Below are 21,412 nucleotides of genomic sequence, written 5' to 3'. Positions count from 1 at the left end.
GAGGAAGGGCTCATGATCGACTCTCTGGTCACATTCGTCATCGGCACGGCGGGCGGCAACGCCGCGCTCGGCATCGTGCTGTTCACCATCGCGGTACGCGTGCTGCTGCTACCGCTCGGCGTCAAGCAGGCCAAGGCCGCCAAGCTCCGCGAACGGCTGGCGCCCAAGCTGAAGGAACTGCAGAAGCGCCACTCCCGTAACCCCGAGCGGCTGAGCAAGGAGATGACCGCGCTCTATGCCAAGGAGGGCACATCGCCGCTGGCGGGGATCGGGCCGAGCCTGGCGCAGGCGCCGTTCCTGTGGCTGGTGTATCAGGTCGCCACGCACCCGACGGCGCTGGCCGGGCACACCCTTTTCGGTGCGCCCCTGGGGCACCAGGTCGCCGCGCTGGTCGCGAATTACGGACTGATCAGTTGGCCATTTTTGGTCTTTGTAATGGTGATCTTCCTGATCGCTGTCGTGGCATGGCTGACCGCCCGCAAGATGGACGGTCCGGCGTGGATCAAGGCGCTGCCGTTCGCCTCCGCGCTGTTCGCGCTCGTGATGCCGCTGGCGGCCGGGCTGTACCTGCTCGTCTCCACCGCGTGGACGGCGGGGGAACGGGCGGTGCTGGCTACCCGGCCTCTCTGAGCGCGGCCACCTGCCCGTTCGCCACGCCGTTCGGAGCGGGCAGGATCGCCCACACCGTAGTGGTGTCGCCGTCGTGCCGAACGCCCCAGCTCTCCGCGACGTATTCGACGATGCCCAGGCCACGGCCACCGAGCGACGAGAGCGTGGGGCGGCCCGCGCGCGGCTCGGTGGCCGCTCCGCCGTCGCTCACCGCGACTTCGATGTGATCATCGCTCCACAACCAGGCCACCCTTACCATGCCGGAAGGCAGCGGATGGGCGTGCCTCAGAGCGTTGCTCAGCAGCTCGCTCACGACCAGGACAGCGTCGTCGACGGCGTTCTCGAAAACGCCGCTCGCCTGCAGATCAGTGCTCAGACGCTGGCGGGCGACGGCGACGCTGGACGGTGCGTAAGGCAACAGCACCACGCTCGACACGCGCACCTCCCCGCTCCCAGTTCCCCCCGAGGGAACACTCCCCGGTACGACCGAAATGCCCCGTTACCCAGTCCCAGAAACCGCATCTCGATCACAGCTTGTACACATTGGACGATAGATCAGCGCATCCGTGACCACCTCGTTACCGCATCGGTGTGTCGGATCGGATATCAGGCGCACGTCCCAGCGCCAGCCTGATGCGGGTGCCCCCGCCCGGCCGGGGATGCGCGCTCACCTCGCCGCCCTGGGCCCTGGCCAGGCTCCGCACGATGTAGAGCCCGAGCCCCACGCCGCCGAACCTGCGCCTGTCGCCGCTGTCGACCTGCACGAACCTCTCGAAGATGCGCTCGCGGTCCTGGGCCGCGATGCCGACGCCCTCGTCGTCCACCACCACGATCACCCGATCGTCCTCCGGCCACGCCTCGACCGAGATGAGACCGCCCCTCGGCGAGTACTTGAAGGCGTTCTCCAGCAACTGCCCCAGGATGATGTCGGTGGCCAGCGCGTCGCCCCGCACGGACGGCAGGCGATCGGGCACCACCACCTCGACGCTGTGGCGGTCCGACAGCACCGGCAGCCCCAGCGTCGCCGCCCGCACCCGCTCGGCCAGGTCGAACGTCTCCATCCGCACCGACAGCTCCTCGGCCCCCGCCCGCGAGCCGAGCAGCAGATGGTCGATGAGCTGCCCGAGCGACCTGGCCCGCTCGGCGATCGTGTGCACCGCCGAGCGCCGCTCGGCGTCGGTGAGCTTGTCCCAGCGCGCGTCGAGCGTGCTGGCGAAGCCGCCCACGATCGTGATCGGGGTACGCAGCTCGTGGCTCGTGGTCGCCAGGAACAGATCCTTGGCCTCCTCAAGCTCCTTGGCCGTGGTCACGTCGCGGAAGTCGACGACGATCTCCCCGGTCTCCTCGATCCGCGCGCTCACCACGTCGAGCCAGCGCCCGGTCTCCATCTGGAACGTCAGCTTCTCCCCCGGCTGGGGCAGCGGGAACGGCGGCGGCCCGCCCAGTACCGCCTCGGCGCTGAAGGCGGTCATCTCGGCGGCCGCCGGGTTCCACTGCAGCACCCGGCCCTCGTCGTCGAGGACCGCGATGCCGTCGGCGCTGGCGTCGAACACCGCGCGCTCGTGTGCCCGCTGGCGTACCGCGTCCTGGTAGGCCATCGCGTTGCCGACGGCGATGCCGGCGTGTCCGGCGAGCAGCTCCAGCAGCTCCAGCTCGACGTGCCCCGGCTTGTGCTCGGCGAACAGCGCGTAGAGCGCCCCGTACGGCCGGCCGCCCACCGCCGCCACGCCGAGCGCGATCGTGTGCAGTCCGGGCAATCGCGCCCAGACCAGGTCACCGAGCCCGTGCGACTCGAGCAGAACGGTCTTGCCGGTGCGTAAGAGCTTGCCGACCAGGCTGTTGCGCATGTCGGCCGTGGTGTCCTTGAGTGAGTCCGGCAGCTGGTGCACGCTCACCAGGCGCAGCCGTTCCCCCTCGATCAGCACGAAACCGCCGGCGTCCGCGCCCGTCAGCTCGGTGAGGCTGGCGGCGATGCGGTCGAGCACGGCGGGCAGCTCCAGCTCGGAGTTGATGTCGCCGACGACGTCGTTGAGCCGGCGCACCAGCCGTTCGCGGCGCGCCACGCGCACCCTGGCGCCCTCGTCCTCCTGCGTCAGGTGGTGCACGCAGACGTAGCCGGCGACGGAGCTGCCCTGGAGCAGCGCGCTGGTGTCGATCCGCACGTCCAGCAGGCTCCCGTCACGGCGGAAACGCTTGGTGTGCAGCGAGACCTGGCCGCCGGTGCGCACGCGTTCGAGCACGGCGTTGTGCTCGGCGGTCAGCTCCGCCGGCACGATCGGGGCCCGGCGCCCGACGATCTCCCCGGCCGTCCAGCCGAACAGCCGCTCGGCCGCGGGATTCCAGTGGAGCACCGTCTGATCCCGGTCGAGAGCGATGATCGCGTTGGGGGAACTGGCGAGCACGACGGCGGCGAGGTCGTCGTCACTACCTGCCCGCATGTCTCCCACATCTCCATAGTGCCCGTGGCGAGGTGCTTCCGTCGGGCGATCCGTCCGATACGCTGCGGTCACGGGTTCCCAGGTGGCGAAGTGGGTGAGGGTATGTCGAGCGGTGACCTCGATGCCCTGCTCCGCGTGACCTCTTCGACCTACCGCAGCGAGGACCCGCCCGACGTCGCCTTCGGCCCCTACGACGGCGCGGTCGGCAGACTCGTCCTCGCCGTGACCGCGCGCGGGGTCGTGACCTGCAGTTTCGACGAAGAGAACACGGTGTTCGAGCGGGTCGCCAAGCAGTTCGGCTCCTTCATCGGGCCCGACGCCGCCCGGCTCGACCCGGTGCGCCGCGAGCTCGACGCGTTCTTCTCCGGGCGCCTGCGCACGTTCACCACGCCGGTGGACCTCACCCTCGCCACGCCGTTCGCCAAGACGGTTTTGCAGAAGATGATGGCGGTGCCGTACGGGACGACCACGACCTACGGCGAGATCGCCGAGCGCATCGGCCGGCCGCGCGCGCTGCGTGCGGTCGGGAACGCGCTCGCCCAGAACCCCGTCTGCGTGATCGTCCCGTGTCACCGGATCGTGCAGGCCGACGGCGAGCTCGGCGACTACGCCGGAGGCGCCGCCGCCAAGCGCCACCTCCTGACCGTCGAGAGCCGCTGACTCACTTCACCGCCGCCCGCCCGCGGGTGCGGCCGAGCAGCCCGACCAGCAACGTCACCAGCGCCGCCACGATGGCGCCGCCGAGCGCGCCGTTCATCCACGGCTGGCGTACGGCCTCGCGCAACGGCAGCCAGATCCGGTCCCACGCCTCGACCGTCGGCGTGCCCGTGGTCACCCAGTAGGCGGCGAAGCCCAGGGCCCACGGGATCAGCATCGACCAGCGGGCCGGCGCGTTCTCCGCGGTGTTCCACCGGGTGCCGCCGCCCAGCAGGAAGTAGTCGACGGCGAGCACCGCGAACATCGGCACGAAGACCGCGCCGATGACCCCGAGGAAGGCGCCGTAGGAGGTGACGTCCACGGCCAGCGCGATCGCGACCGTCACCACGCCGATGGCGGTGGAGAAGATCCGCCGGTCCACTCTCGGCATGAGGTTCTGCAGGGAGACGGTCGTGGAGTACACGTTCGCGAACGACTGGTCGGTCTCGCGCAGCACCAGGATGGCGAAGAACAGCGCGCCCAGCGGCGCCGCCACGAACGGCGCGAACACCGCGGTGGAGTTGGCCGCGACCGCCGAGGTCCCGGCCAGCGCGACCGCGTAGACGCCCAGGCCCAGGCAGGCGATCTGGGCCAGCGTGTAGCCGCCCACGACGCCGGTGAAGGCGGCCCTGCTGGAGCGCGAGTGCCGCGCGAAGTCGGCCGCGAGCGGCACCCACGAGATCGACAGCGCGATCACGTAGTCGACGGCCGGGGCGAACGCGGTCCAGTCGCCACCGGTCTGCGGCGGCGCCTTGCCCAGGAAGTCCACGGCGAACCAGACCATCGCGATGATCACGCCGATCGTCACGTACCTGCGCAGCAGTCTGATCGCGCCCAGCGGCCAGATCGTCAGCCCCGTGGTGATCGCCCCGGCGACGAGCACCCAGACGGCGTACGGCACCGCCGTACCGAAGATGGCCATCGCGCCGTTGGAGATGACCCAGAGCTCGAACGCGCCCCAGCCGATCATCTGGACGATGTTGAGCACGGTCGGGATGTAGGACAACTTGGCGCCGAACAGCCCGCGCAGCAGGACCATCGCCGGTTTGCCCGTCTGGGTGCCGGGGATGGCCGACAGGCCGACCATGGCGGTGCCGATGAGGCTGCCGACCGCGGTGGCGGTGAGCGCCGCCGCCAGGCTCAGCGGCGCGTCGCCCAGGGGGTTGAGCAGCAGCAGCGCACCGGAGAAGCCCAGCAGGCTGACCGCGAGGTTGGCCCACAGCGCGCCCTGGTCGAGCACGCCGAGGGTTTTCGGCGTGGCCCCGTCCAGGGTCAGGGCCACCTCCGAGTGGTGGGGTTCATCAGAGTGGTGTGATCCATCGACGACACGCGTCATCGTGAACGCTCCCTACGCCGGCATTACCCGGTCAGGTTCATGCGGTCGGCAATGCGTGGGGATTGCCCTCTCAGCCCGGCCGTGCCCGAGCTCCCGCGCTTATGTAAGTTTCAGGCGGATTATGCCATTCGCCCGGCGGGTGGCAAGACACCGGGCGGTCCTGAGGCCTGGGAGAATGGGTACATGACGGTTCCCGAGATCGAGGCCAAGGACGTGCCCGCGGACGCGTATCTGCTTGACGTGCGTGAGCAGGGCGAGTGGGTGGCGGGGCACGCGCCCGACGCCGTGCACATCCCCATGGGCGAGCTGCAGTCCCGTCTCGACGAGGTGCCCGCCGGGCAGCCCGTGTACGTGGTGTGCCGGGTCGGCGGGCGCTCGGCGCACGCGGCGGCCTGGCTCAACCACGTCGGCCGCGAGGCGGTCAACGTGGGCGGCGGCATGCAGTCGTGGGAGGCGGCCAGGCGCCCGATGGTGAGCGAGGGCGGCCAGGAGCCGTTCGTGGCCTGACCCGAATGCCAGGTCCGACCGCCGCCAGCATCGGGCGGGCGGCCGGGAGAGCATCGGAGCATGGAATACGAGATCAGCGCCATCGACCCGGTGATCGTGCGCGAGCTGCTCCGGGCGGACGACGCGGGCCGGGCGCCCCGCTTCAGCATCGACGAGACGGGCGGCGCGCCGCTGCGGTGCTGCCTGCGCAAGGCTGCGGCGGGCGAGCGGATCGCCCTGGTGTCGTACGCGCCGCTGCGGCGCTGGGCCGCCGAGACCGGCGCCGACCCCGGGCCCTACGACGAGCTGGGGCCCATCTTCGTCCACGCCGAGCCGTGCGAGGGGCCCGGCACGACCGCCTGGCCCGCCGCCCACACCGCCCAGCGGGTCCTGCGCGCCTACACCGCCGACGGGCGCATCCACGGCGGCCGCCTCCTGCCCGAGGGCGCCGACCCGGAGGTCGCGCTCAAGGAGGTGCTCTCCGACCCCGAGGTGGCCTTGGTCCACGTACGGGCGGTCGAGTACGGCTGCTTCCAGTTCGCCGCCCACCGGGCTACTTGAGCAGGCGCGACAGACGGCGGTCGGCGAGCGGCTTGCCGCCCGTCTGGCAGGTCGGGCAGTACTGCAGCGAGGAGTCGGCGAACGAGACCTCCCTGATGGTGTCGCCGCACACGTCGCAGGGCTGCCCGGCCCGGTTGTGCACGCGCAGGCCCGACTTCTTCTCCGCCTTCAGGTCCTTGGCCGCCACCCCGTGCGCCCGCTCGACCGCCTCGCGCAGCGTGGCGACGATCGCCTCGTGCAGATCGGCCACCTGCGCGTCGGTCAGCGAGGCCGCGATCTTGAACGGGGACATCTTGGCCGCGTGCAGCACCTCGTCGGAGTAGGCGTTGCCGATGCCCGCGATCACCTTCTGGTCGCGCAGAAGACCTTTGATCTGGGTACGGTTGCCACCCACGATCCCCTTCAGCACGTCCACGGTGAAGGTGTCGGCCAGCGGGTCGGGGCCGAGCGAGGCGATGCCCGGCACTTCATCCGGATTTTTCGTGACATAGACGGCCAGGCGCTTCTGTGTGCCCGCCTCCGTCAGCTCGAACCCGGGGGCCAGGCCCTCGTCGTCGGGCGCCAGCCGTACCCGGACCGCCAGCGGGCCCTTGCCGGGACGGACCGGCTTCGCGCCCGAGAGGTCGTCCTTCCAGCGCAGCCACCCGGCGCGCGCCAGATGGATGATCAGGTGCAGACCGTCGCAGTCGAGGTCGAGGAACTTGCCGTGCCGCGCCACGCCGGTCACGGTGAGCCCGCCGAGCGCGCTGACGGGCGGATCGAAAGTCTTCAGCGCCTGGAAGGCGACCACGTCGACGGCCAGGATCGTCCGGCCCACAGCCCGCTCACGCAGGAAATCGGTGAGCGACGCCACTTCTGGAAGTTCGGGCATGCATCCAGATTATGGTCCACAGGCTGTGGAAAACACGGCGCTAGGGTCAAGGTATGAACGTGACGATCGCCGAAGAAGTCCTCCTTCTCGCCCACAGCGAGGAAGAGGGCAGACAGCTCATCCCCGGCACGCAACTGGACACCGCGCTGGGCGGCTCCATCCTCGCCGAGCTGGCGATCAACGACCGGCTGGAGCTCTCGGACAAGAAGGTGTCCGTCAAGAACGCCGCCCCGCTCGGCGACCCCGAACTCGACGCCGTCCTCGCCCGCATGGCCGAGGACGGCAAGGCGCGCCGCCCGGTGTGGTGGGTGCAGAAGCTGTACTCGGGCAAACTCCGCAAGCGTCTTCTCGAACGGCTGGCCGCCGCCGAAGTCCTGAGCGAGGAGCGGGCCAAGGTGCTCGGCCTGTTCCCCACCTCGCGCTGGCCCGAGGTGGACGGGCGGGTCGAGGCCGAGATCCGCGCCCGGGTGGCCGCCGTCCTGGGCGGCGCCGAGCCCGACGCGCGCACCGCCGTGCTGATCGCGGTCCTGCACGCCGCCAACCTGGACCGCAAGGCCTTCCCGGGGGCCGACAGGAAGCGGGTCAAGGAGATCGCCGAGGGACAGTGGGCGGGCGACGCGGTGGCCAAGACCATCGCCGCCATCAACTCGGTCATCCTCATCACGGCCACCACGGCCGCGATCACCGCCACCACGACGACCTGACCCGACCCACCCCAGACCCGACCCGCCCAGACCCCATGCGCCGGGAGACCCACCCACCGGGATCCGGAAGCCCCCGAACGGGCCAGGGCGTGCTTGCCGAGCGGGCTGTTGGCGGGTGTGCCCCAGGAGCGGGTGTGCCCGCCTCGGTCCCGGCGCGTGCCGGCGGGGCGGTGTTGCGGCGGGCCGCCCGCGCGCCCTGCCCGCCGTGTCCCTGGACGGAGGGTCAGGGGCTGCGGCGGGTGGGGTGGGGGCGGCGCAGCCGTAACGGAAAGACCGCCCGTGACGAAAGACGTGGTCAGTTGGCGTCGAGGATGTCCTTGGGGACGGGCTTGTCGGCCTTCAGGGCGTTGAAGAGGGCCAGCGCCTTCTGGGTGTCCCACTTGACGGCCGTGCCGCCGCCGGCGATCTCGTTGCCGCCGAACGGCACCACCGTGGTCACCGGGCTGTCGCCCATCGCCAGCCCCAGCGACAACATGTCGAACGCCCCCGTCGACTCGTCCACCACGACCGCGTCCGTCGCGCTCGCCGCCAGCGGGATCGAGGTGAACGGGTTGATCAGCACCCCGGGGCTCGCGGCCTTCTTCACCACCGCGCCCAGGAACTGCCGCTGCCTCTTGGTCCGCTCGAAGTCCGGCAGCGCGCCGCCCTTGCGGGTGCGGACGTAGCCGAGCGCCTGGCCGCCGGTCAGCTCCTGCTTGCCCTTCTTGAGGTTGAGCCCGGCCTTGGGGTCGTTGATGTCGGCCCGCACGTTGATCTCGACGCCGCCGATCGCGTCCACGATGTCCACGAACCCGGCGAAGCCGATCTCCATGTAGTTGTCGATGCGCAGGCCGGTGACGTTCTCGAGGGTTCTGACGAGCAGCTTCGGCCCGCCGAGGGTGTAGGCGGCGTTGAGCTTGTTGCGGCCCTTGCCGGGGATGGTGACCGCGGAGTCGCGCGGCAGGCTCACCAGCGTCGCCTTGTCGCTGCCCTCGGGGACGTGCAGCAGCATCATGGAGTCGGTGCGCTGCCCGGCGGCGCGGCCGGTGGCGAGCTTCTTGCGCTGGGCGGCGGACAGGCCCTTGCGGCTGTCGGAGCCGACCAGCAGCCAGTTGGTGCCGGGGGTGTCGGCGGGACGGCCCTCGTAGTCGTCGAGTACGCCCGGGATGCCGGTGAGCCGGGAATTGACCCAGAAGAACATGCCGATGGCCGCCACCAGCAGCAACACCAGCAGGCCCGCCACGCTGATCGCGATGATCTTCCCGATGGGCCGGCGCCGTCCGGTGCGGGGCGGCTTGGCCGGTGGACGGTTGAACGGCCCGCCGCCGCCCTGGTGGACCGCCGTGGGCGGCACCTCGCCCCCGCCGCCGCCACGCCCCTTCAGCGGCTTCACCGGACTGTTGCCGGGACGCTCGCGGCCGTAGACTCGCCCGGCAGAGCGCGGCGGCTCCGCCGGAGATGGCGGAAACTGCTGTGCCGGAGCTCCGGCCGACCGCATGCCGTCATCAGGCCGGCTCGGCAACGGGCGGCCCTCGCCCGGCGAGCGCAGCGGGCGCGTGCGATCTTCCTCTGCCACGTCTTCCCTCTCCCATCGGTTGCCATAACGCTACGTCGAGCCCCCCACCAGTGGATGCGTCCCGCCAAGGATTTCCCACGGAAAAGTACGCGGAACACACTGTGGGTCACTCCGGAAACATCTGACGCCACCAGCGTCGTTACGGTTTATGGACGACCTCTATCGAAGGGAAGATTGTGTCCGCTTCGGACCCATGGAGTAGCTGCCCGTGCACGAGCACGGGTTCCGCTGAAGGCGGCTCACTGCGGTGAGCGCCTATCTGGGCCTGCTGGCCCTCCTCCTCCTCACCGTCGCGACCGGTTACTTCGTCGCGCAGGAGTTCGCTTTCGTCGCCGCTGACCGGGGAATCCTGCGCGAGCAGGCCGCGGCCGGCGACAAGTCCGCCGAGAAGGCCCTCCAGGTGACCTCCCGGCTCTCCTTCATGCTGTCGGGCGCCCAGCTGGGCATCACCGTCACCGCGCTGCTCGTCGGCTTCCTCGCGGAGCCGGCCATCGCGACACTGGTGCGGCCCTGGCTGACCGACCAGGGCCTGCCGCCCGCCGTGATCACCGGCCTGTCCGTCACCGCGGGCGTGTTCGTCGCCACGGTCGTGCAGATGGTCCTCGGCGAGCTGGCCCCCAAGAACCTCGGCATCGCCAGGCCCGAGGCCGTCGCCAAGTTCCTCGCCCGTTCCACGCTGGTCTACCTGGCCGTGGTCGGCCCCCTCGTGCGGCTGTTCGACTCCGCCGCGACGGGCCTGCTGCGCAAGGTGGGCGTCGAGCCGGTCGAGGAGGTGGAGCACGGCGCCACCCCCGAGGAGCTCTCGCGGATCATCGCCGAGTCCACCCAGGCGGGCGAACTGCCCCCGCGCCTGTCGGACCTGCTGGAGCGCGCGCTGGAGTTCGGCGACCGCAACGCCGAGGAGATCATGGTGCCGCGCCCGCGGGTCGTCGTGCTCCGCTCCGACCGGCCGCTGTCCGACCTGGTCGACGCGATCCGGGAGCACGGCCACTCCCGCTACCCCGTCCTGGGCGCCGACGGTGACGTCGCCGGTGTCACCGGGGTACGCGAGCTGCTGGCCTCCGGCCGGGAGGAAGGCGTGATCGCCGAGATCACCCGTCCCGCGCTGCTGGTGCCGGACTCCCTTCCCCTGCCGCTGGTGCTGGAGCGCATGCGCCAGGCCAAGGACGACATCGCCTGCGTCATCGACGAGTACGGCGGCCTGGCCGGCGTCGTCGCGGCCGAGGACCTGGCGGAGGAGCTGGTCGGCGAGCTCGTCGACGAGAACGACCCCGAGCCGGAAGGCGCCACCGAGCACCCGGACGGCACCTGGGAGGTGCCCGCCTCCTTCCGCCTCGACGAGGTCGAGCGCGCGACGGGCATCGCCCTGCCGGAGAGCGACGACTACGACACGCTGGCCGGACTCGTGCTGGCCCGGCTCGGCCGCATGGCCGAGCCCGGCGACGCGGTGACGGTCGAGTGCACGCCGGAGACCGACCCGTTCTCCGAAGACCCCGATGAGCACCTCGCCGAACTCACGGTCCTGTCGCTCAGCCGCAGGGTCCCCGAGTGGGTACGGCTGGCGCCGGTACAGCACCACGCGAGGGCCGCCCGATGACCATGATCATCATAAGCCTCGCGCTGCTGGCCTTCAACGCCTTGTTCGTCGCGGCCGAGTTCGCCTTCGTCTCCGCCAAGCGCCACCGCCTGGAAGAGGTGGCGACGGGCGGCAACCGCATGGTCAGGTTCGCCGCCAAGTCCGCCGTGGGCGGCAGCAGGCAGCTGTCGCTCATGCTGGCCGGCGCCCAGCTCGGCATCACGCTGTGCACGCTGGGTCTCGGCCAGGTGACGGAACCGGCCATCGAGCACTTCCTGGAGCCGGTCTTCGCCGCGATCGGCGTACCGGAGTCGCTGCGGATGCCGATCGCGCTGACGATCGCGCTGGCGCTGGTCACGTTCCTGCACATGGTCATCGGCGAGATGGCGCCGAAGTCCTGGGCGCTGACTCACCCGGAGCGGGCGGCGTTGCTGCTGACGGTGCCGTTCAGGGCGTTCACGTCGCTGATGAAGCCGCTGCTGTGGTCGCTGAACGGAGTGAGCAATCTCATCCTGCGCCTGTTCGGCGTCGAGGCCCGCGACGAGCTGGCCACGACCAGGACGCCGCGCCAGCTCGCCATGCTGGTGGGCGAGTCGGCCAGGATGGGCCTGCTGGACCGCGAGGAGCACGACCTGCTGACCCGGGCCCTGCGTCTGCAGGCCGAGGGCATCGAACGCCTGATGGTCCCCATCGCCGAGGCCGCCTGCGTGCCGCCGGAGGCGACGGCGGGTCAGATCAAGGAGGTCGCGGCCAGAACCGGACACCTGAGGCTGCTGGTGGGCTCGGGCACCGACGTCCAGGGCGTCCTGCACGCCCGGGACGCGCTGCTCCACAAGGACGCGACCGCGGCCGCGCTGGCGCGGCCGCTGCCCCGGCTGGCCTGCGTCACCCAGGTTCCCGAGGCCGTCACGGCCCTCCAGGAGGCACGAGCCCACCTGGGCCTCGTGACCAGCGCGGACGGCACCGTCATCGGCCTGGTGAGCCTGACCGACCTTCTGGGCGAACTCCTCGACATGCGGGCGATCGCCGCCTAAAGGTCAAATCTTGTCCGCTCATGGCGAAACCCGCGAAAGCGGTTAGAAAGCGAGTTGCAAGCGCCCGCGTCTAGGTTCTCCGGACGCGGGCGCTCGCTGCGCGCATGGCAAAAAAGAAGAGCCCCGGCTCTTGCGAACCAGGGTTCGTTTCGTCACTGTGGGTCTGCCACCAGCAAGGCCAAAGCATCAGAGCCCGGGAACAACACCCCGGGAAACAGGAAGGACCTGGCAATCACGATGACCGGGGGCGAAAGCACAAACCGGGAATCAACGAGGGGCGAAAGCCCTGCTGGAGGTCCGGGGGTTATCCCCCGGGAGAAATGCGAAGAGGCCTGCGGGAGAAGCCCTGATGGGGCTACGACCACAAGCCTCCGCCGAATCGCGTGGGCGAGGAGGGATTTGAACCCTCACGTCCTTTCGGACACACGGACCTGAACCGTGCGCGTCTGCCGTTCCGCCACCCGCCCTTGTTGGGTGCGGAGAAACAGTAGCACGGAACTGCCGCTGGTACTGAACCCGGATACGATCGCATAAGACACGGGAGCGGATGAGCTGGGCGCGACTGCCGACGAGCGCCTGGCTCACGGTCGCGTGGAACGTGCGGAAGCCCAGGAGCAGCAGCTTCTTGGCGGCCGCGATCATATGCACGGAGGAAGGGAGGTACCCGGTGGGAGTCCTTCAGCGCTTCGAGCGACGGCTCGAAGGCTTGGTTGAGGGGGCCTTTGCGCGGGCGTTCAAGTCTGACCTTCAGCCGGTCGAGGTCGCCAGCGCGGTCCAGCGTGAGATGGACGAGCGCGCGGCGATCGTCGCCCAGGGTCGGACACTCGTGCCCAACGACTTCGTGGTTGAGCTGTCCACCACGGACAGCGAACGGCTTGAGGTCTACGCCGACAGCATCAGCCACGAGCTGGCCAACCTCGCCAGGGAGTACGCCAAAGAGCAGGGCTACTCCTTCGTGGGACCGGTCCGGGTGCGTTTCGAGACGGCCAACGACCTCGCGGTCGGACTGTTCCGCATCAGGTCGGGCGTCATCCGCGGCGCCACGGTCGAGCAGGACGAGATCCGCCAGCCGGCCAGCGACCTGCCGCCCTCGCGGCCGAACGCCTTCAACGGCAGGCCCCGCCTGCTCGTCTCCACGCAGGACGACCCCCAGGGCGACCGTTCCTACGAGCTCACCACGCCGGTGACCTTGCTGGGCAGGGGCACCGACTGCGATCTCCGTCTCGTCGATCCCGGCGTCTCCCGTCACCACGCGGAGCTACGCGTCGAGGGCCAGCAGGTGGCGCTCGTCGACCTGGGATCCACGAACGGCACTTTCGTCAATGGCCAGCCGGTACGCAGGATCGAGCTCCAGAACGGCACGCGAGTGACGTTGGGACGCACGACCCTGGTGTTCCGGCGCGATTAGGGGTAGACAAACGGTCCATGTCCGAGCTCACGCTGCTGCTGATCCGGCTCGCCTTCCTGGCGGTGCTGTGGTTTTTCGTCATTGCCGCAGTCGGCGTGATCCGGACTGACTTGTTCGGGTCACGCACTGCTCCCGCGGGGCCACGCAAGGGCGCCAAACCCACCAAACCCGTGGCAAAGCCAAAGCCCAAGAAGGGCGAGCCACGCCAACTGGTTGTGACGGGTGGCCCCCTGCAAGGCACCACCATTAACCTCACGGAGACGCCCATCACCATCGGCCGGGCCAACGACGCCACGCTGGTAGTCAGCGACGACTACGCTTCCAGCCGGCATGCCCGGCTCTTCCCTCAGGACGGTCAGTGGATCGTGGAAGATCTCGGTTCGACCAACGGCACGTATCTCGACCGCTCAAAAGTCACCCGTCCGACCCCGGTGCCGCTCGGTGTTCCGATCCGCGTCGGCAAGACAGTCATTGAATTGCGCAAATGACCATCGCACTCCGCTACGCCGCCCGCTCGGACGTCGGCCTCCTCCGCGAAGGAAACGAGGACTCGGCGTACGCTAGCGGCCGCCTGCTCGCCGTCGCGGACGGTATGGGCGGGCACGCACACGGCGAGGTGGCGAGCTCTGTCGCCATCGCCGCAATGGCCTCACTCGAAGAGGCCCAGCAGGGGGGTGACCTGCTCAACGCCATCGAGGCAGCGGTACGCGACGCCAACCGCAAGCTGCACGAGATGGTGGGCAGGGATCCGAGCCTCAAGGGGATGGGCACCACCCTGACCGCCATGCTCTGGAACGGCACCCAGGTCGCCCTGGTGCACGTCGGCGACTCGCGCGCCTACCTGCTCAGGCGCGGGGAGCTCTACCAGATCACCCACGATCACACGCTGGTGCAGCAGCTGGTCGACGACGGGCGGATCACCCCCGAGGAGGCGGCGACGCATCCTCAGCGGTCGATCCTGCTCAGGGCGCTCGACGGCAGCGGCGAGGTCGATCCCGACCTCACGCTCCGCGAGGCGCAGGTCGGCGACCGCTACCTGCTCTGCTCCGACGGGTTGTCCGGTGTGGTGAGCGCGGAGACGCTGCACGCCACGCTGACGAACATCGACGACCCGGAAGAGGTCGTGCGCCAGCTGATCGACCTGGCCAACCGGGGCGGCGGTCCCGACAACATCACGTGCGTGCTCGCCGACGTGATCGAGCTGACCGACGGGCAGCAGGTGCCCGCGGAGGCCGCGGTCGTCGGCGCGGCGGGCATGAATCGCTCACACCCCTCGGGCAATCCGGCGGGGCGAGTAAGCGCGGTGACCGCGCCCCAGCCGGCCATCACCGACGATGACTTCGACGAGCCGGGCGTCCAGACGTCCCGCCGTTCGCCGAAGCGTCGCCGGGTGTGGCCCGTGCTGGTCACCGTGCTCGCCGTCGGCGCGGTCGTCGTAGGCGTCGGCGGCTACGTCGGTTGGCAATGGACCCAGGACCAGTTCTTCGTCGGAGCTAGGGGCGACGAAGTGGTCATATATCGCGGCATCCAGCAACAAGTCGGGCCGCTTGAGCTCTTCAAAGTAGTCAAGGGGACCGGCCTGCAGGTATCCACCCTTTCAGACCCCGACAAAGCCGACATCCAGCAGGGCATCCCTGTCGAAAGCATCGATGACGGCATCAAGAGGATCAGCGGCTTGAAGCCCTCCACGAACAAGTCAACTCCGCCGGCTTCCACCTCGCCCACCCCGACAGCGACGAAGAAGTCGCAGTAGGGTCCGAACAGGTGAGTAACGAAGTGGCAGCAGCCCCCGTCCCCATGCCCGCGAAACGGCGTGTGGCGCAGCTTCTCATGCTCGCGCTCGCGGTGGTCGTCGTGATGGGCGCGTACGCCAACGTCGGCCTGGCCATGGACGAGAAGATCCCGTCCGGCATGCTCACGTACGGCCTCAGCCTGGGCGGGCTCATGCTGGCCGCCTACCTGGTGCTGGCGAAGTTCGCACCCTGGGCGGATCCCCTGATCCTGCCGCTGGTGACGCTCGTCAACGGCCTCGGCCTGGTGATGATCTACCGGTTGTCCGAGTCCGACTCCCCGCTGCCGTCGGCCAAGCTGGCCTCGCCCAACACGCAGCTTCTCTGGACGCTGATCGGCATCGTGCTGTTCAGCGCCACCCTGATCTTCCTGCGCGACCAGCGCGCGCTGCAGCGGCTGACCTACACCGCCGGGGCCGTCGGCATCTTCCTGCTGATCTCGCCGCTGATCCCGTTCCTCGGCCAGGAGATCAACGGCGCCCGCATCTGGATCGGCATCCCGGGCGTCGGCCAGATCCAGCCCGCCGAGTTCGCCAAGCTGGCGCTGGTCATCTTCTTCGCCGGCTACCTGGTCGCCAAGCGGGACGTGCTCGCGCTGGCCGGGCGGCGGCTGCTCTTCATCGACCTGCCCCGCGCCCGCGACCTCGGCCCCGTTCTCATCACCTGGGGCGTCAGCCTGGGCGTGCTGGTCATGCAGAAGGACCTCGGCTCCTCGCTGCTGCTGTTCGGCACGTTCATCGCGATGCTCTACGTCGCCACCCAGCGCATCTCGTGGGTCATCATCGGCATCCTGCTGTTCGTGGGCGGCGCCGTACTGGCCGGGCTGGTCTTCGACCACGTGCAGCAGCGGTTCGAGGTCTTCCTCAACCCGGGCGACCCCGAGCTCTTCACCAAGATCGGCGGCAGCGAGCAGCTGATGCAGGGCCTGTTCGCGATGGGCTCCGGCGGCATTCTCGGCACCGGTCTCGGGCAGGGGCACCCCGAGCTGATCCCGCTGGCCTTCTCCGACTTCATCTTCGCCGCGACCGGCGAGGAGATCGGGCTCACCGGCCTGATGGCGCTGCTGATGGTCTACGCGCTGATCGTGGAGCGCGGCCTGCGCACCTCCATCGCGGCCCGCGACCCGTTCACCAAGCTGCTGGCGGGCGGCCTCTCCTTCCTGCTGGCCTGGCAGGTCTTCATCATCGTCGGCGGCGTGACGAACCTGATCCCGCTGACCGGCCTGGTCACGCCGTTCATGTCCCAGGGTGGTTCCGCCCTACTGGCTAACTGGATACTTATCGCCCTTTTGGTACGCATGTCGGACGCGGCGAGAAGGCCTCCGCCCCAGGCGATCCAGGACGAAGGACTGACGCAGGTGTTCCAGCGATGAACAGCACACTCAAGCGCGCCGCCGTGGCCTGCCTGGCCATGTTCGCGCTGCTCATGATCAACGTCAACTATCTGCAGGCCGTCAAGGCGGACAACTACCGCGAGGACTCCAGGAACAACCGCAACTACTTCGAGCGGTACGCCGTCCAGCGCGGACGCATCACCGCCAGCGGCAAGACGATCCTCGCGCAGTCCACGGAGACCAAGGGCCCGTTCAAGTTCCTCAGGGAGTACCCGGAGGGCGAGCTCTACGCGCACGTCACCGGCTTCTTCTCCCCGGAGAGCGAGTCGGCCGTCGAGCGCGCCGAGAACAGCCTGCTCGACGGCTCCAGCGCCGACCTGCTCCTGCGGCGCAGCATCGACCTGTTCACCGGCGAGCCCACCAAGGGCGCCAACGTCGACCTGACGCTCAACCCCAAGGCCCAGAAGGCGGCCTACGACGCGCTGCGCCAGAGCGGCAAGCGCGGGGCCGCGGTCGCGATCGAGCCCAAGACCGGCAAGATCCTCGCCCTGGTCTCGCTGCCGACCTACGACCCGGCCAAGATCTCGGTGCCGGAGAAGCCGCAGGCGTTCGCGGCGTACAACAAGCTGGAGAAGAACCCCGACAAGCCGCTGATCAACCGCGCGATCGGGGACTTCTACGCGCCCGGCTCGACGTTCAAGGTCGTCACCACCGCCGCCTGGCTGGAGGACGACTCCAGCCGCGACGGCCAGACGGTCGTGGACGCGCCCACCCGCCTGTCCCTGCCGAACACCACCACCACGCTGCCCAACTACGGCGGCGCGGCCTGCGGCGGCGGCCAGGTGCCGATGGTGTACGCGCTGGAGCGCTCGTGCAACACCCCGTTCGGCAAGATCGGCCTGGAGCTGGGCTACGCGAAGATCGCCGAGCAGGCCAGGAAGTTCGGCGTGGGCGAGCCGCTGAGCATTCCCATGGGCGTCGAGGCCAGCACGATCGGCAAGGAGGAGACGGACGACCCCGCCGCCATCGCCATGACCTCGATCGGCCAGCGCAGCGCGGTGATGACGCCCCTGCAGATGGCCATGGTCGCCGCGGGCATCGCCAACAACGGCTCGGTCATGAAGCCGTACCTCGTCAACAAGATCACTGACGCCAAGGGCGACGCGGTCGACGAGGGCGAGCCCGAGGAGTTCTCCGAGGCGATGAGCCCCGAGAACGCCGCCAAGCTCAAGAGCATGATGGTCAGCGTGGTCGCCAACGGCACCGCCAAGACCGCCCAGGTCCCCGGCGTCGAGGTGGGCGGCAAGACCGGCACCGCCGAGACCCGCGAGGGCAAGGCGCCGCACGCCTGGTTCATCTCCTTCGCCCCGGCCCAGGACCCGCAGGTGGCCGTGGCCGTCTTCGTCGAGTCCGGCGCCGCCAGAGTCGGCGAGGAAGCCACCGGCGGTGGCGTCGCCGCCCCGATCGGCAAGGCGATCACCGAGGCGGTGCTCAACAAGTGACCCCGGGCACGCAGCTGGCCAACCGCTACCTCCTCGTCTCCCGCATCGCCGCGGGCGGCATGGGCGAGGTGTGGCGTGCGCGCGACCAGTTGCTCGCCCGCGAGGTCGCGGTCAAGGTGCTGCGCAGCCACGTCTCCGGCGACCCCACCTTCCGCAGCCGCTTCCGCAACGAGGCGCGCATCACCGCCGGGCTCGCCGACCCCGGCATCGCGCAGGTCTTCGACTACGGCGAGGAGGCCGACCTGGCCTTCCTCGTGATGGAGCTGGTCCAGGGCGAGCCCCTGTCGGCCATCCTCGGGCGCAACGGCTCGCTCGGGCCCGACGTGGCGCTCGACGTCATCCACCAGACCGCCAAGGCGCTGCACACCGCCCACAGCTCCGGCGTGATCCACCGCGACATCAAGCCCGGCAACCTGATGGTCACCCCCGACGGCAAGATCAAGGTGACCGACTTCGGCATCGCCAGGGCCCTGGAGGCCGCGCCGGTCACCCAGACGGGCACCGTCCTCGGCACCGCCCAGTACGTCAGCCCGGAACAGGCCCAGGGCACCACCCTCACCCCGTCGACAGACCTCTATTCCCTCGGCGTCGTGGCCTACGAGTGCCTGGCCGGGCGGCCGCCGTTCCAGGCCGACACCCAGGTCGCCATCGCGCTGATGCATCTCAACGAGTCGCCGCCGCCGCTCGGCGTGGACGTGCCGCGGCCGGTGCGCGAGCTGATCATGGCGTTGCTGTCGAAGGACCCTGAGCGCCGGCCCGCCTCGGCGATGGAGCTGGCCGATCGGGCGTACGTGCTGCGCGACTCGCTGGCCGCGCTCCAGCAGCGGACCGACCTGAGCATGTTCACCGACCCGGCCGGGTTCCGGGTGCGGGAGCCGTACACCGGTGAAGCGAGCGGGCCGCGATCGGGCGAGGTCGAGGGCGTCGCTCAGGGGTACGGCGAGGCGTACGCGCAGCCGGAGGGGTCCGATCGCACCACCGACGACCTCGGCGGCGGCGCGCCCCTCACCACGCGGCAGGCCCCGGCGGCCCGCAAGGGCCGGCGCACCGTTGTGCTCTTCGCCACCGCGGCCTCCGTGGCGGCGGTGGGTTTCGGCGCCTTCATGGTGGCCAGAGGGCAGGAGGCACCACCACCTGACGTGGCCGAACCCACCCAGGCGTCGCTCAACCGGCCCGCGGAGATCAAACCGCGCAAGACGAAGACGCCGACCCCGCGCCCCTCGGTGGTTCCGGTGAAGTCGACGCGGCCGGTAACCTCGCGGTCAGCTACCGTAAGCTCGTCGGCAACTCCAAGTCAGAAGCCGACTCCGAAACCGACCCCGACGACGACCCGGACCCGGACCCCGACTCCGACACCCACCCCAACGCCCACGATGTCGCCGACACCGACACCGACGGCCTCACCTGACCCGGGTGACACAAACCCGCCGAAGGAGGAGACGTGATGCGTCTCGGGGTCGATGATGGACACCGGCGGCCACTCGTTACAGCACGGTGCAGGCCGGTACCCAAGATGAACGGTAAGGGACAGTGCAGGAAATGACTCAGCCTCGGCTACTCGGTGGTCGCTACGAACTCGACGGTGTCGTCGGGCGCGGCGGCATGGCCGAGGTGTATCGCGCCCGAGACATCCGGCTGGACCGCATCGTCGCCATCAAGACGCTCCGGGCGGACCTCGCCAGGGACCACACGTTCCAGGCCAGGTTCCGGCGTGAGGCGCAGTCGGCGGCCTCCCTGAACCACCCCGCCGTCGTCGCGGTCTACGACACCGGCGAAGACGGCACCGAGGGCACCCCCGTGCCCTACATCGTGATGGAGTACGTCGACGGCCGGACGCTGCGCGACCTGCTGCGCCAGGACCGGCGGCTCATGCCGGAGCGCGCGGTCGAGCTGGTCGACGGCATCCTGCGCGCGCTCGACTACAGCCACCGCGGCGGCATCGTCCACCGTGACATCAAGCCGGCCAACGTGATGATCACCCGGGCCGGCGACGTCAAGGTGATGGACTTCGGCATCGCCCGCGCGATGGCCGACTCGGCCGCCACCATGACGCAGACCGCGCAGGTGATAGGGACCGCCCAGTACCTGTCGCCGGAGCAGGCCCGCGGCGAGCGCGTCGACGCCCGCAGCGACATCTACTCCACCGGGTGCGTGCTCTACGAGCTGCTGACCGGGCAGCCGCCGTTCACCGGCGACTCCCCCGTCGCGATCGCCTACCAGCACGTGCGCGAGGAGCCCATCCCGCCGTCGCAGATCGACCCCGAGATCCCCGCGTGGGCCGACGCGATCGTGCTCAAGGCGATGGCCAAGGACCCCGCCCAGCGCTACCAGAGCGCCCAGGACATGCGCGCCGACATACAGCGCGCGATGTCCGGGATGCCGGTCGACGCGCAGACGATGGCGATGACCAACTACGGCGCGGGCACCCGCACCATGGCCGCCACGCAGCAGCAGGGCGGCCCGGCCACCGGCCGCACCGGCGCCGTCCCGCCCTACGAGTACGGCGAGACCGAGCACGGCGGCCGGGGCGGTCGCCGGCGCGCGGGCGGCGGCGGCAACAAGGCGGTCAAGACCGCCCTGTGGATCGTGATCCCGCTGCTGATCATCGGCGCGTTCATCGGTGTCGCGTACGCCTTCCTCGGCGGAGGCGGCGGCGGCACGCCCACCACCACGGCGCCGGTGAAGGTGCCGCTGCTGACCGGCATGACCCAGAAGGAAGCCGAGACGCAGCTCACCACGCTGGGGCTCACGCCCAAGGTGGTGGAGGAGTTCAGCAGCGACGTCAAGAAGGGCGTCGTGATCTCCAGCAACCCCGCGGTCGGCGCCGAGGTGCCCAAGGGCGGCGAGGTCACGCTCACCGTGTCCAAGGGCGTGCAGAAGGTGAAGGTGCCGGACGGGCTCATCGGGCTCGACAAGGACGCCGCCCGGACGATGCTGACCGACCTCGGGTTGAAACCCGTGTTCAAGACCGGGGTGTCCGGCAAGTCGCAGGGCAAGGTGTACAAGACCGACCCCGAGTCGGGCGCCGAGGTCAACGAGGGCAGCACGGTCACGCTCTTCGTGCCGGCGGAGCTGTCGGAGGTGCCGAGCGTGCTCGACCTCACCGAGGCCGACGCCGCCGCGGCGCTGCGCGCGGCCGGGTTCCGGGTCAAGGTGGTCCCGCAGTCCAGCCCGGACAAGCCCGAAGGCGTCGTCATCCAGCAGAACCCGGGTGAGGGGACCAAGGTGGCGCCCAAGACCACGGTCACGATCGTGGTCTCCACCGGGCCGGACGTGCAGCCGACGGACACGCCCACCACCGACCCGCCGTTCCCCACGGACGAGCCGACCGGGGAGCCGACGGAGGACGATCCTCCGGGCGACGACGGCGGCTTCTGAGGCCGGACGACGGGCCCTCCGGTTTTCCCGGGGGGCCCGTCGGCGTTCCCGGGGGTGGTGACGCGAAAAGGCGTCCCCGCCGCTCGGGGGCAACGGCGGGGACGCTTAATGAGTAGTCGTGCGCGGCCCCGAGCG

The 21,412-nt window shown here is 70.0% G+C and carries 19 protein-coding genes, 1 tRNA gene and 1 riboswitch; of the genes, 14 read left to right on the top strand and 6 right to left on the bottom strand.

Features of this window, described 5'->3' with window-relative positions:
• Positions 1-12 precede the first annotated feature (12 nt).
• Positions 13-630 carry a YidC/Oxa1 family membrane protein insertase gene (locus ACIBI5_RS15165; RefSeq protein WP_397247070.1) on the top strand — a complete coding sequence of 206 codons (618 nt, stop codon included), beginning with the start codon at positions 13-15 and terminating at the stop codon, positions 628-630.
• On the opposite strand, the gene ACIBI5_RS15160 is transcribed toward ACIBI5_RS15165, so the two are convergent.
• Positions 614-1,045 (bottom strand): ATP-binding protein, encoded by a 432-nt coding sequence (locus ACIBI5_RS15160; protein ID WP_312896209.1) that lies wholly within the window; start codon positions 1,043-1,045, stop codon positions 614-616. The two genes, ACIBI5_RS15165 and ACIBI5_RS15160, sit on opposite strands and share 17 nt — an antisense overlap.
• Positions 1,046-1,187: 142 nt before the next feature.
• Positions 1,188-3,047 carry a PAS domain S-box protein gene (locus ACIBI5_RS15155; protein ID WP_397247068.1) on the bottom strand — a complete coding sequence of 620 codons (1,860 nt, stop codon included), beginning with the start codon at positions 3,045-3,047 and terminating at the stop codon, positions 1,188-1,190.
• Between the two features lie 135 nt (positions 3,048-3,182).
• Between ACIBI5_RS15155 and ACIBI5_RS15150 the strand changes: the two genes are divergently transcribed.
• Entirely contained in the window at positions 3,183-3,707 is a 525-nt protein-coding gene (locus ACIBI5_RS15150) for a methylated-DNA--[protein]-cysteine S-methyltransferase (RefSeq protein WP_397247067.1), read from the top strand.
• A gap of 1 nt (position 3,708) precedes the next feature.
• Here ACIBI5_RS15150 and ACIBI5_RS15145 read toward each other — a convergent pair whose 3' ends face one another.
• Positions 3,709-5,079 (bottom strand): purine-cytosine permease family protein, encoded by a 1,371-nt coding sequence (locus ACIBI5_RS15145; protein WP_397247065.1) that lies wholly within the window; start codon positions 5,077-5,079, stop codon positions 3,709-3,711.
• Positions 5,072-5,186, bottom strand: a riboswitch (TPP riboswitch). Its footprint overlaps the gene before it by 8 nt.
• Positions 5,187-5,262: 76 nt before the next feature.
• Between ACIBI5_RS15145 and ACIBI5_RS15140 the strand changes: the two genes are divergently transcribed.
• Complete coding sequence (locus ACIBI5_RS15140) at positions 5,263-5,586, top strand: rhodanese-like domain-containing protein (protein WP_397247063.1); 324 nt, start codon at positions 5,263-5,265, stop codon at positions 5,584-5,586.
• Positions 5,587-5,646: 60 nt separating this feature from the next.
• Entirely contained in the window at positions 5,647-6,126 is a 480-nt protein-coding gene (locus ACIBI5_RS15135; protein WP_397247062.1) for a DUF1203 domain-containing protein, read from the top strand.
• On the opposite strand, the gene ACIBI5_RS15130 is transcribed toward ACIBI5_RS15135, so the two are convergent.
• On the bottom strand, positions 6,119-6,997 hold the full coding sequence (locus tag ACIBI5_RS15130; protein ID WP_379615673.1) for an Fpg/Nei family DNA glycosylase: 879 nt from the start codon (positions 6,995-6,997) through the stop codon (positions 6,119-6,121). The genes ACIBI5_RS15135 and ACIBI5_RS15130 overlap by 8 nt on opposite strands.
• A gap of 53 nt (positions 6,998-7,050) precedes the next feature.
• Between ACIBI5_RS15130 and ACIBI5_RS15125 the strand changes: the two genes are divergently transcribed.
• Positions 7,051-7,701, top strand: a complete 651-nt coding sequence (locus tag ACIBI5_RS15125) for a GPP34 family phosphoprotein (protein WP_397247060.1) — start codon at positions 7,051-7,053, stop codon at positions 7,699-7,701.
• Between the two features lie 295 nt (positions 7,702-7,996).
• Here ACIBI5_RS15125 and ACIBI5_RS15120 read toward each other — a convergent pair whose 3' ends face one another.
• Positions 7,997-9,073 (bottom strand): LCP family protein, encoded by a 1,077-nt coding sequence (locus ACIBI5_RS15120; RefSeq protein ID WP_397247058.1) that lies wholly within the window; start codon positions 9,071-9,073, stop codon positions 7,997-7,999.
• A 430-nt stretch (positions 9,074-9,503) separates the two neighbouring features.
• On the opposite strand from ACIBI5_RS15120, the gene ACIBI5_RS15115 reads away from it, so the two are divergent.
• Positions 9,504-10,853: a hemolysin family protein gene (locus ACIBI5_RS15115; RefSeq protein WP_397247056.1), complete on the top strand. Its 1,350-nt coding sequence runs from the start codon at positions 9,504-9,506 to the stop codon at positions 10,851-10,853.
• Positions 10,850-11,866: a hemolysin family protein gene (locus tag ACIBI5_RS15110; RefSeq protein ID WP_397247054.1), complete on the top strand. Its 1,017-nt coding sequence runs from the start codon at positions 10,850-10,852 to the stop codon at positions 11,864-11,866. The genes ACIBI5_RS15115 and ACIBI5_RS15110 overlap by 4 nt, the downstream gene beginning before the upstream one ends.
• A gap of 384 nt (positions 11,867-12,250) precedes the next feature.
• Here the strand turns inward: ACIBI5_RS15110 and ACIBI5_RS15105 are convergent.
• Positions 12,251-12,333 (bottom strand) — tRNA-Leu (locus tag ACIBI5_RS15105).
• Positions 12,334-12,533: 200 nt separating this feature from the next.
• On the opposite strand from ACIBI5_RS15105, the gene ACIBI5_RS15100 reads away from it, so the two are divergent.
• The 7 genes from ACIBI5_RS15100 to pknB all read left to right on the top strand — a co-directional run bounded on the left by ACIBI5_RS15100 (position 12,534) and on the right by pknB (position 21,277).
• Complete coding sequence (locus tag ACIBI5_RS15100) at positions 12,534-13,274, top strand: DUF3662 and FHA domain-containing protein (protein WP_184959026.1); 741 nt, start codon at positions 12,534-12,536, stop codon at positions 13,272-13,274.
• 17 nt (positions 13,275-13,291) lie between these two features.
• The gene (locus ACIBI5_RS15095) at positions 13,292-13,762 is read left to right on the top strand and encodes an FHA domain-containing protein (RefSeq protein WP_397247052.1); all 471 of its coding nucleotides are present in this window, start codon (positions 13,292-13,294) and stop codon (positions 13,760-13,762) included.
• On the top strand, positions 13,759-15,027 hold the full coding sequence (locus ACIBI5_RS15090; protein WP_397247050.1) for a Stp1/IreP family PP2C-type Ser/Thr phosphatase: 1,269 nt from the start codon (positions 13,759-13,761) through the stop codon (positions 15,025-15,027). Before ACIBI5_RS15095 ends, ACIBI5_RS15090 begins: the two co-directional genes overlap by 4 nt.
• A 44-nt stretch (positions 15,028-15,071) precedes the next feature.
• Positions 15,072-16,436: an FtsW/RodA/SpoVE family cell cycle protein gene (locus tag ACIBI5_RS15085; RefSeq protein ID WP_397248024.1), complete on the top strand. Its 1,365-nt coding sequence runs from the start codon at positions 15,072-15,074 to the stop codon at positions 16,434-16,436.
• A complete protein-coding gene (locus tag ACIBI5_RS15080; RefSeq protein ID WP_397247048.1) occupies positions 16,433-17,899 on the top strand; it encodes a peptidoglycan D,D-transpeptidase FtsI family protein in 1,467 nt (488 codons plus the stop codon). The genes ACIBI5_RS15085 and ACIBI5_RS15080 overlap by 4 nt, the downstream gene beginning before the upstream one ends.
• Positions 17,896-19,344, top strand: a complete 1,449-nt coding sequence (locus ACIBI5_RS15075; protein ID WP_397247046.1) for a serine/threonine-protein kinase — start codon at positions 17,896-17,898, stop codon at positions 19,342-19,344. Before ACIBI5_RS15080 ends, ACIBI5_RS15075 begins: the two co-directional genes overlap by 4 nt.
• Positions 19,345-19,438: 94 nt before the next feature.
• A complete protein-coding gene (pknB, locus tag ACIBI5_RS15070) occupies positions 19,439-21,277 on the top strand; it encodes a Stk1 family PASTA domain-containing Ser/Thr kinase (protein ID WP_397247044.1) in 1,839 nt (612 codons plus the stop codon).
• Positions 21,278-21,412 lie beyond the last annotated feature (135 nt).

The sequence above is a fragment of the Nonomuraea sp. NPDC050540 genome (assembly GCF_044457485.1).
Classification (GTDB): domain Bacteria; phylum Actinomycetota; class Actinomycetes; order Streptosporangiales; family Streptosporangiaceae; genus Nonomuraea.
Note: the sequence above shows the minus strand (reverse complement) of the source record. Positions and strands in the feature narration are given on the sequence as shown.

Coding starts and splice junctions, on each gene's coding strand:
- ACIBI5_RS15165 (WP_397247070.1), top strand. CDS start 13: ATGATCGACTCTCTGGTCACATTCGTCATCGGCACGGCGGGCGGCAAC.
- ACIBI5_RS15155 (WP_397247068.1), bottom strand. CDS start 3,047: ATGCGGGCAGGTAGTGACGACGACCTCGCCGCCGTCGTGCTCGCCAGT.
- ACIBI5_RS15145 (WP_397247065.1), bottom strand. CDS start 5,079: ATGACGCGTGTCGTCGATGGATCACACCACTCTGATGAACCCCACCAC.
- ACIBI5_RS15140 (WP_397247063.1), top strand. CDS start 5,263: ATGACGGTTCCCGAGATCGAGGCCAAGGACGTGCCCGCGGACGCGTAT.
- ACIBI5_RS15135 (WP_397247062.1), top strand. CDS start 5,647: ATGGAATACGAGATCAGCGCCATCGACCCGGTGATCGTGCGCGAGCTG.
- ACIBI5_RS15130 (WP_379615673.1), bottom strand. CDS start 6,997: ATGCCCGAACTTCCAGAAGTGGCGTCGCTCACCGATTTCCTGCGTGAG.
- ACIBI5_RS15125 (WP_397247060.1), top strand. CDS start 7,051: ATGAACGTGACGATCGCCGAAGAAGTCCTCCTTCTCGCCCACAGCGAG.
- ACIBI5_RS15110 (WP_397247054.1), top strand. CDS start 10,850: ATGACCATGATCATCATAAGCCTCGCGCTGCTGGCCTTCAACGCCTTG.
- ACIBI5_RS15095 (WP_397247052.1), top strand. CDS start 13,292: ATGTCCGAGCTCACGCTGCTGCTGATCCGGCTCGCCTTCCTGGCGGTG.
- ACIBI5_RS15090 (WP_397247050.1), top strand. CDS start 13,759: ATGACCATCGCACTCCGCTACGCCGCCCGCTCGGACGTCGGCCTCCTC.
- ACIBI5_RS15085 (WP_397248024.1), top strand. CDS start 15,072: ATGCCCGCGAAACGGCGTGTGGCGCAGCTTCTCATGCTCGCGCTCGCG.
- ACIBI5_RS15080 (WP_397247048.1), top strand. CDS start 16,433: ATGAACAGCACACTCAAGCGCGCCGCCGTGGCCTGCCTGGCCATGTTC.
- pknB (WP_397247044.1), top strand. CDS start 19,439: ATGACTCAGCCTCGGCTACTCGGTGGTCGCTACGAACTCGACGGTGTC.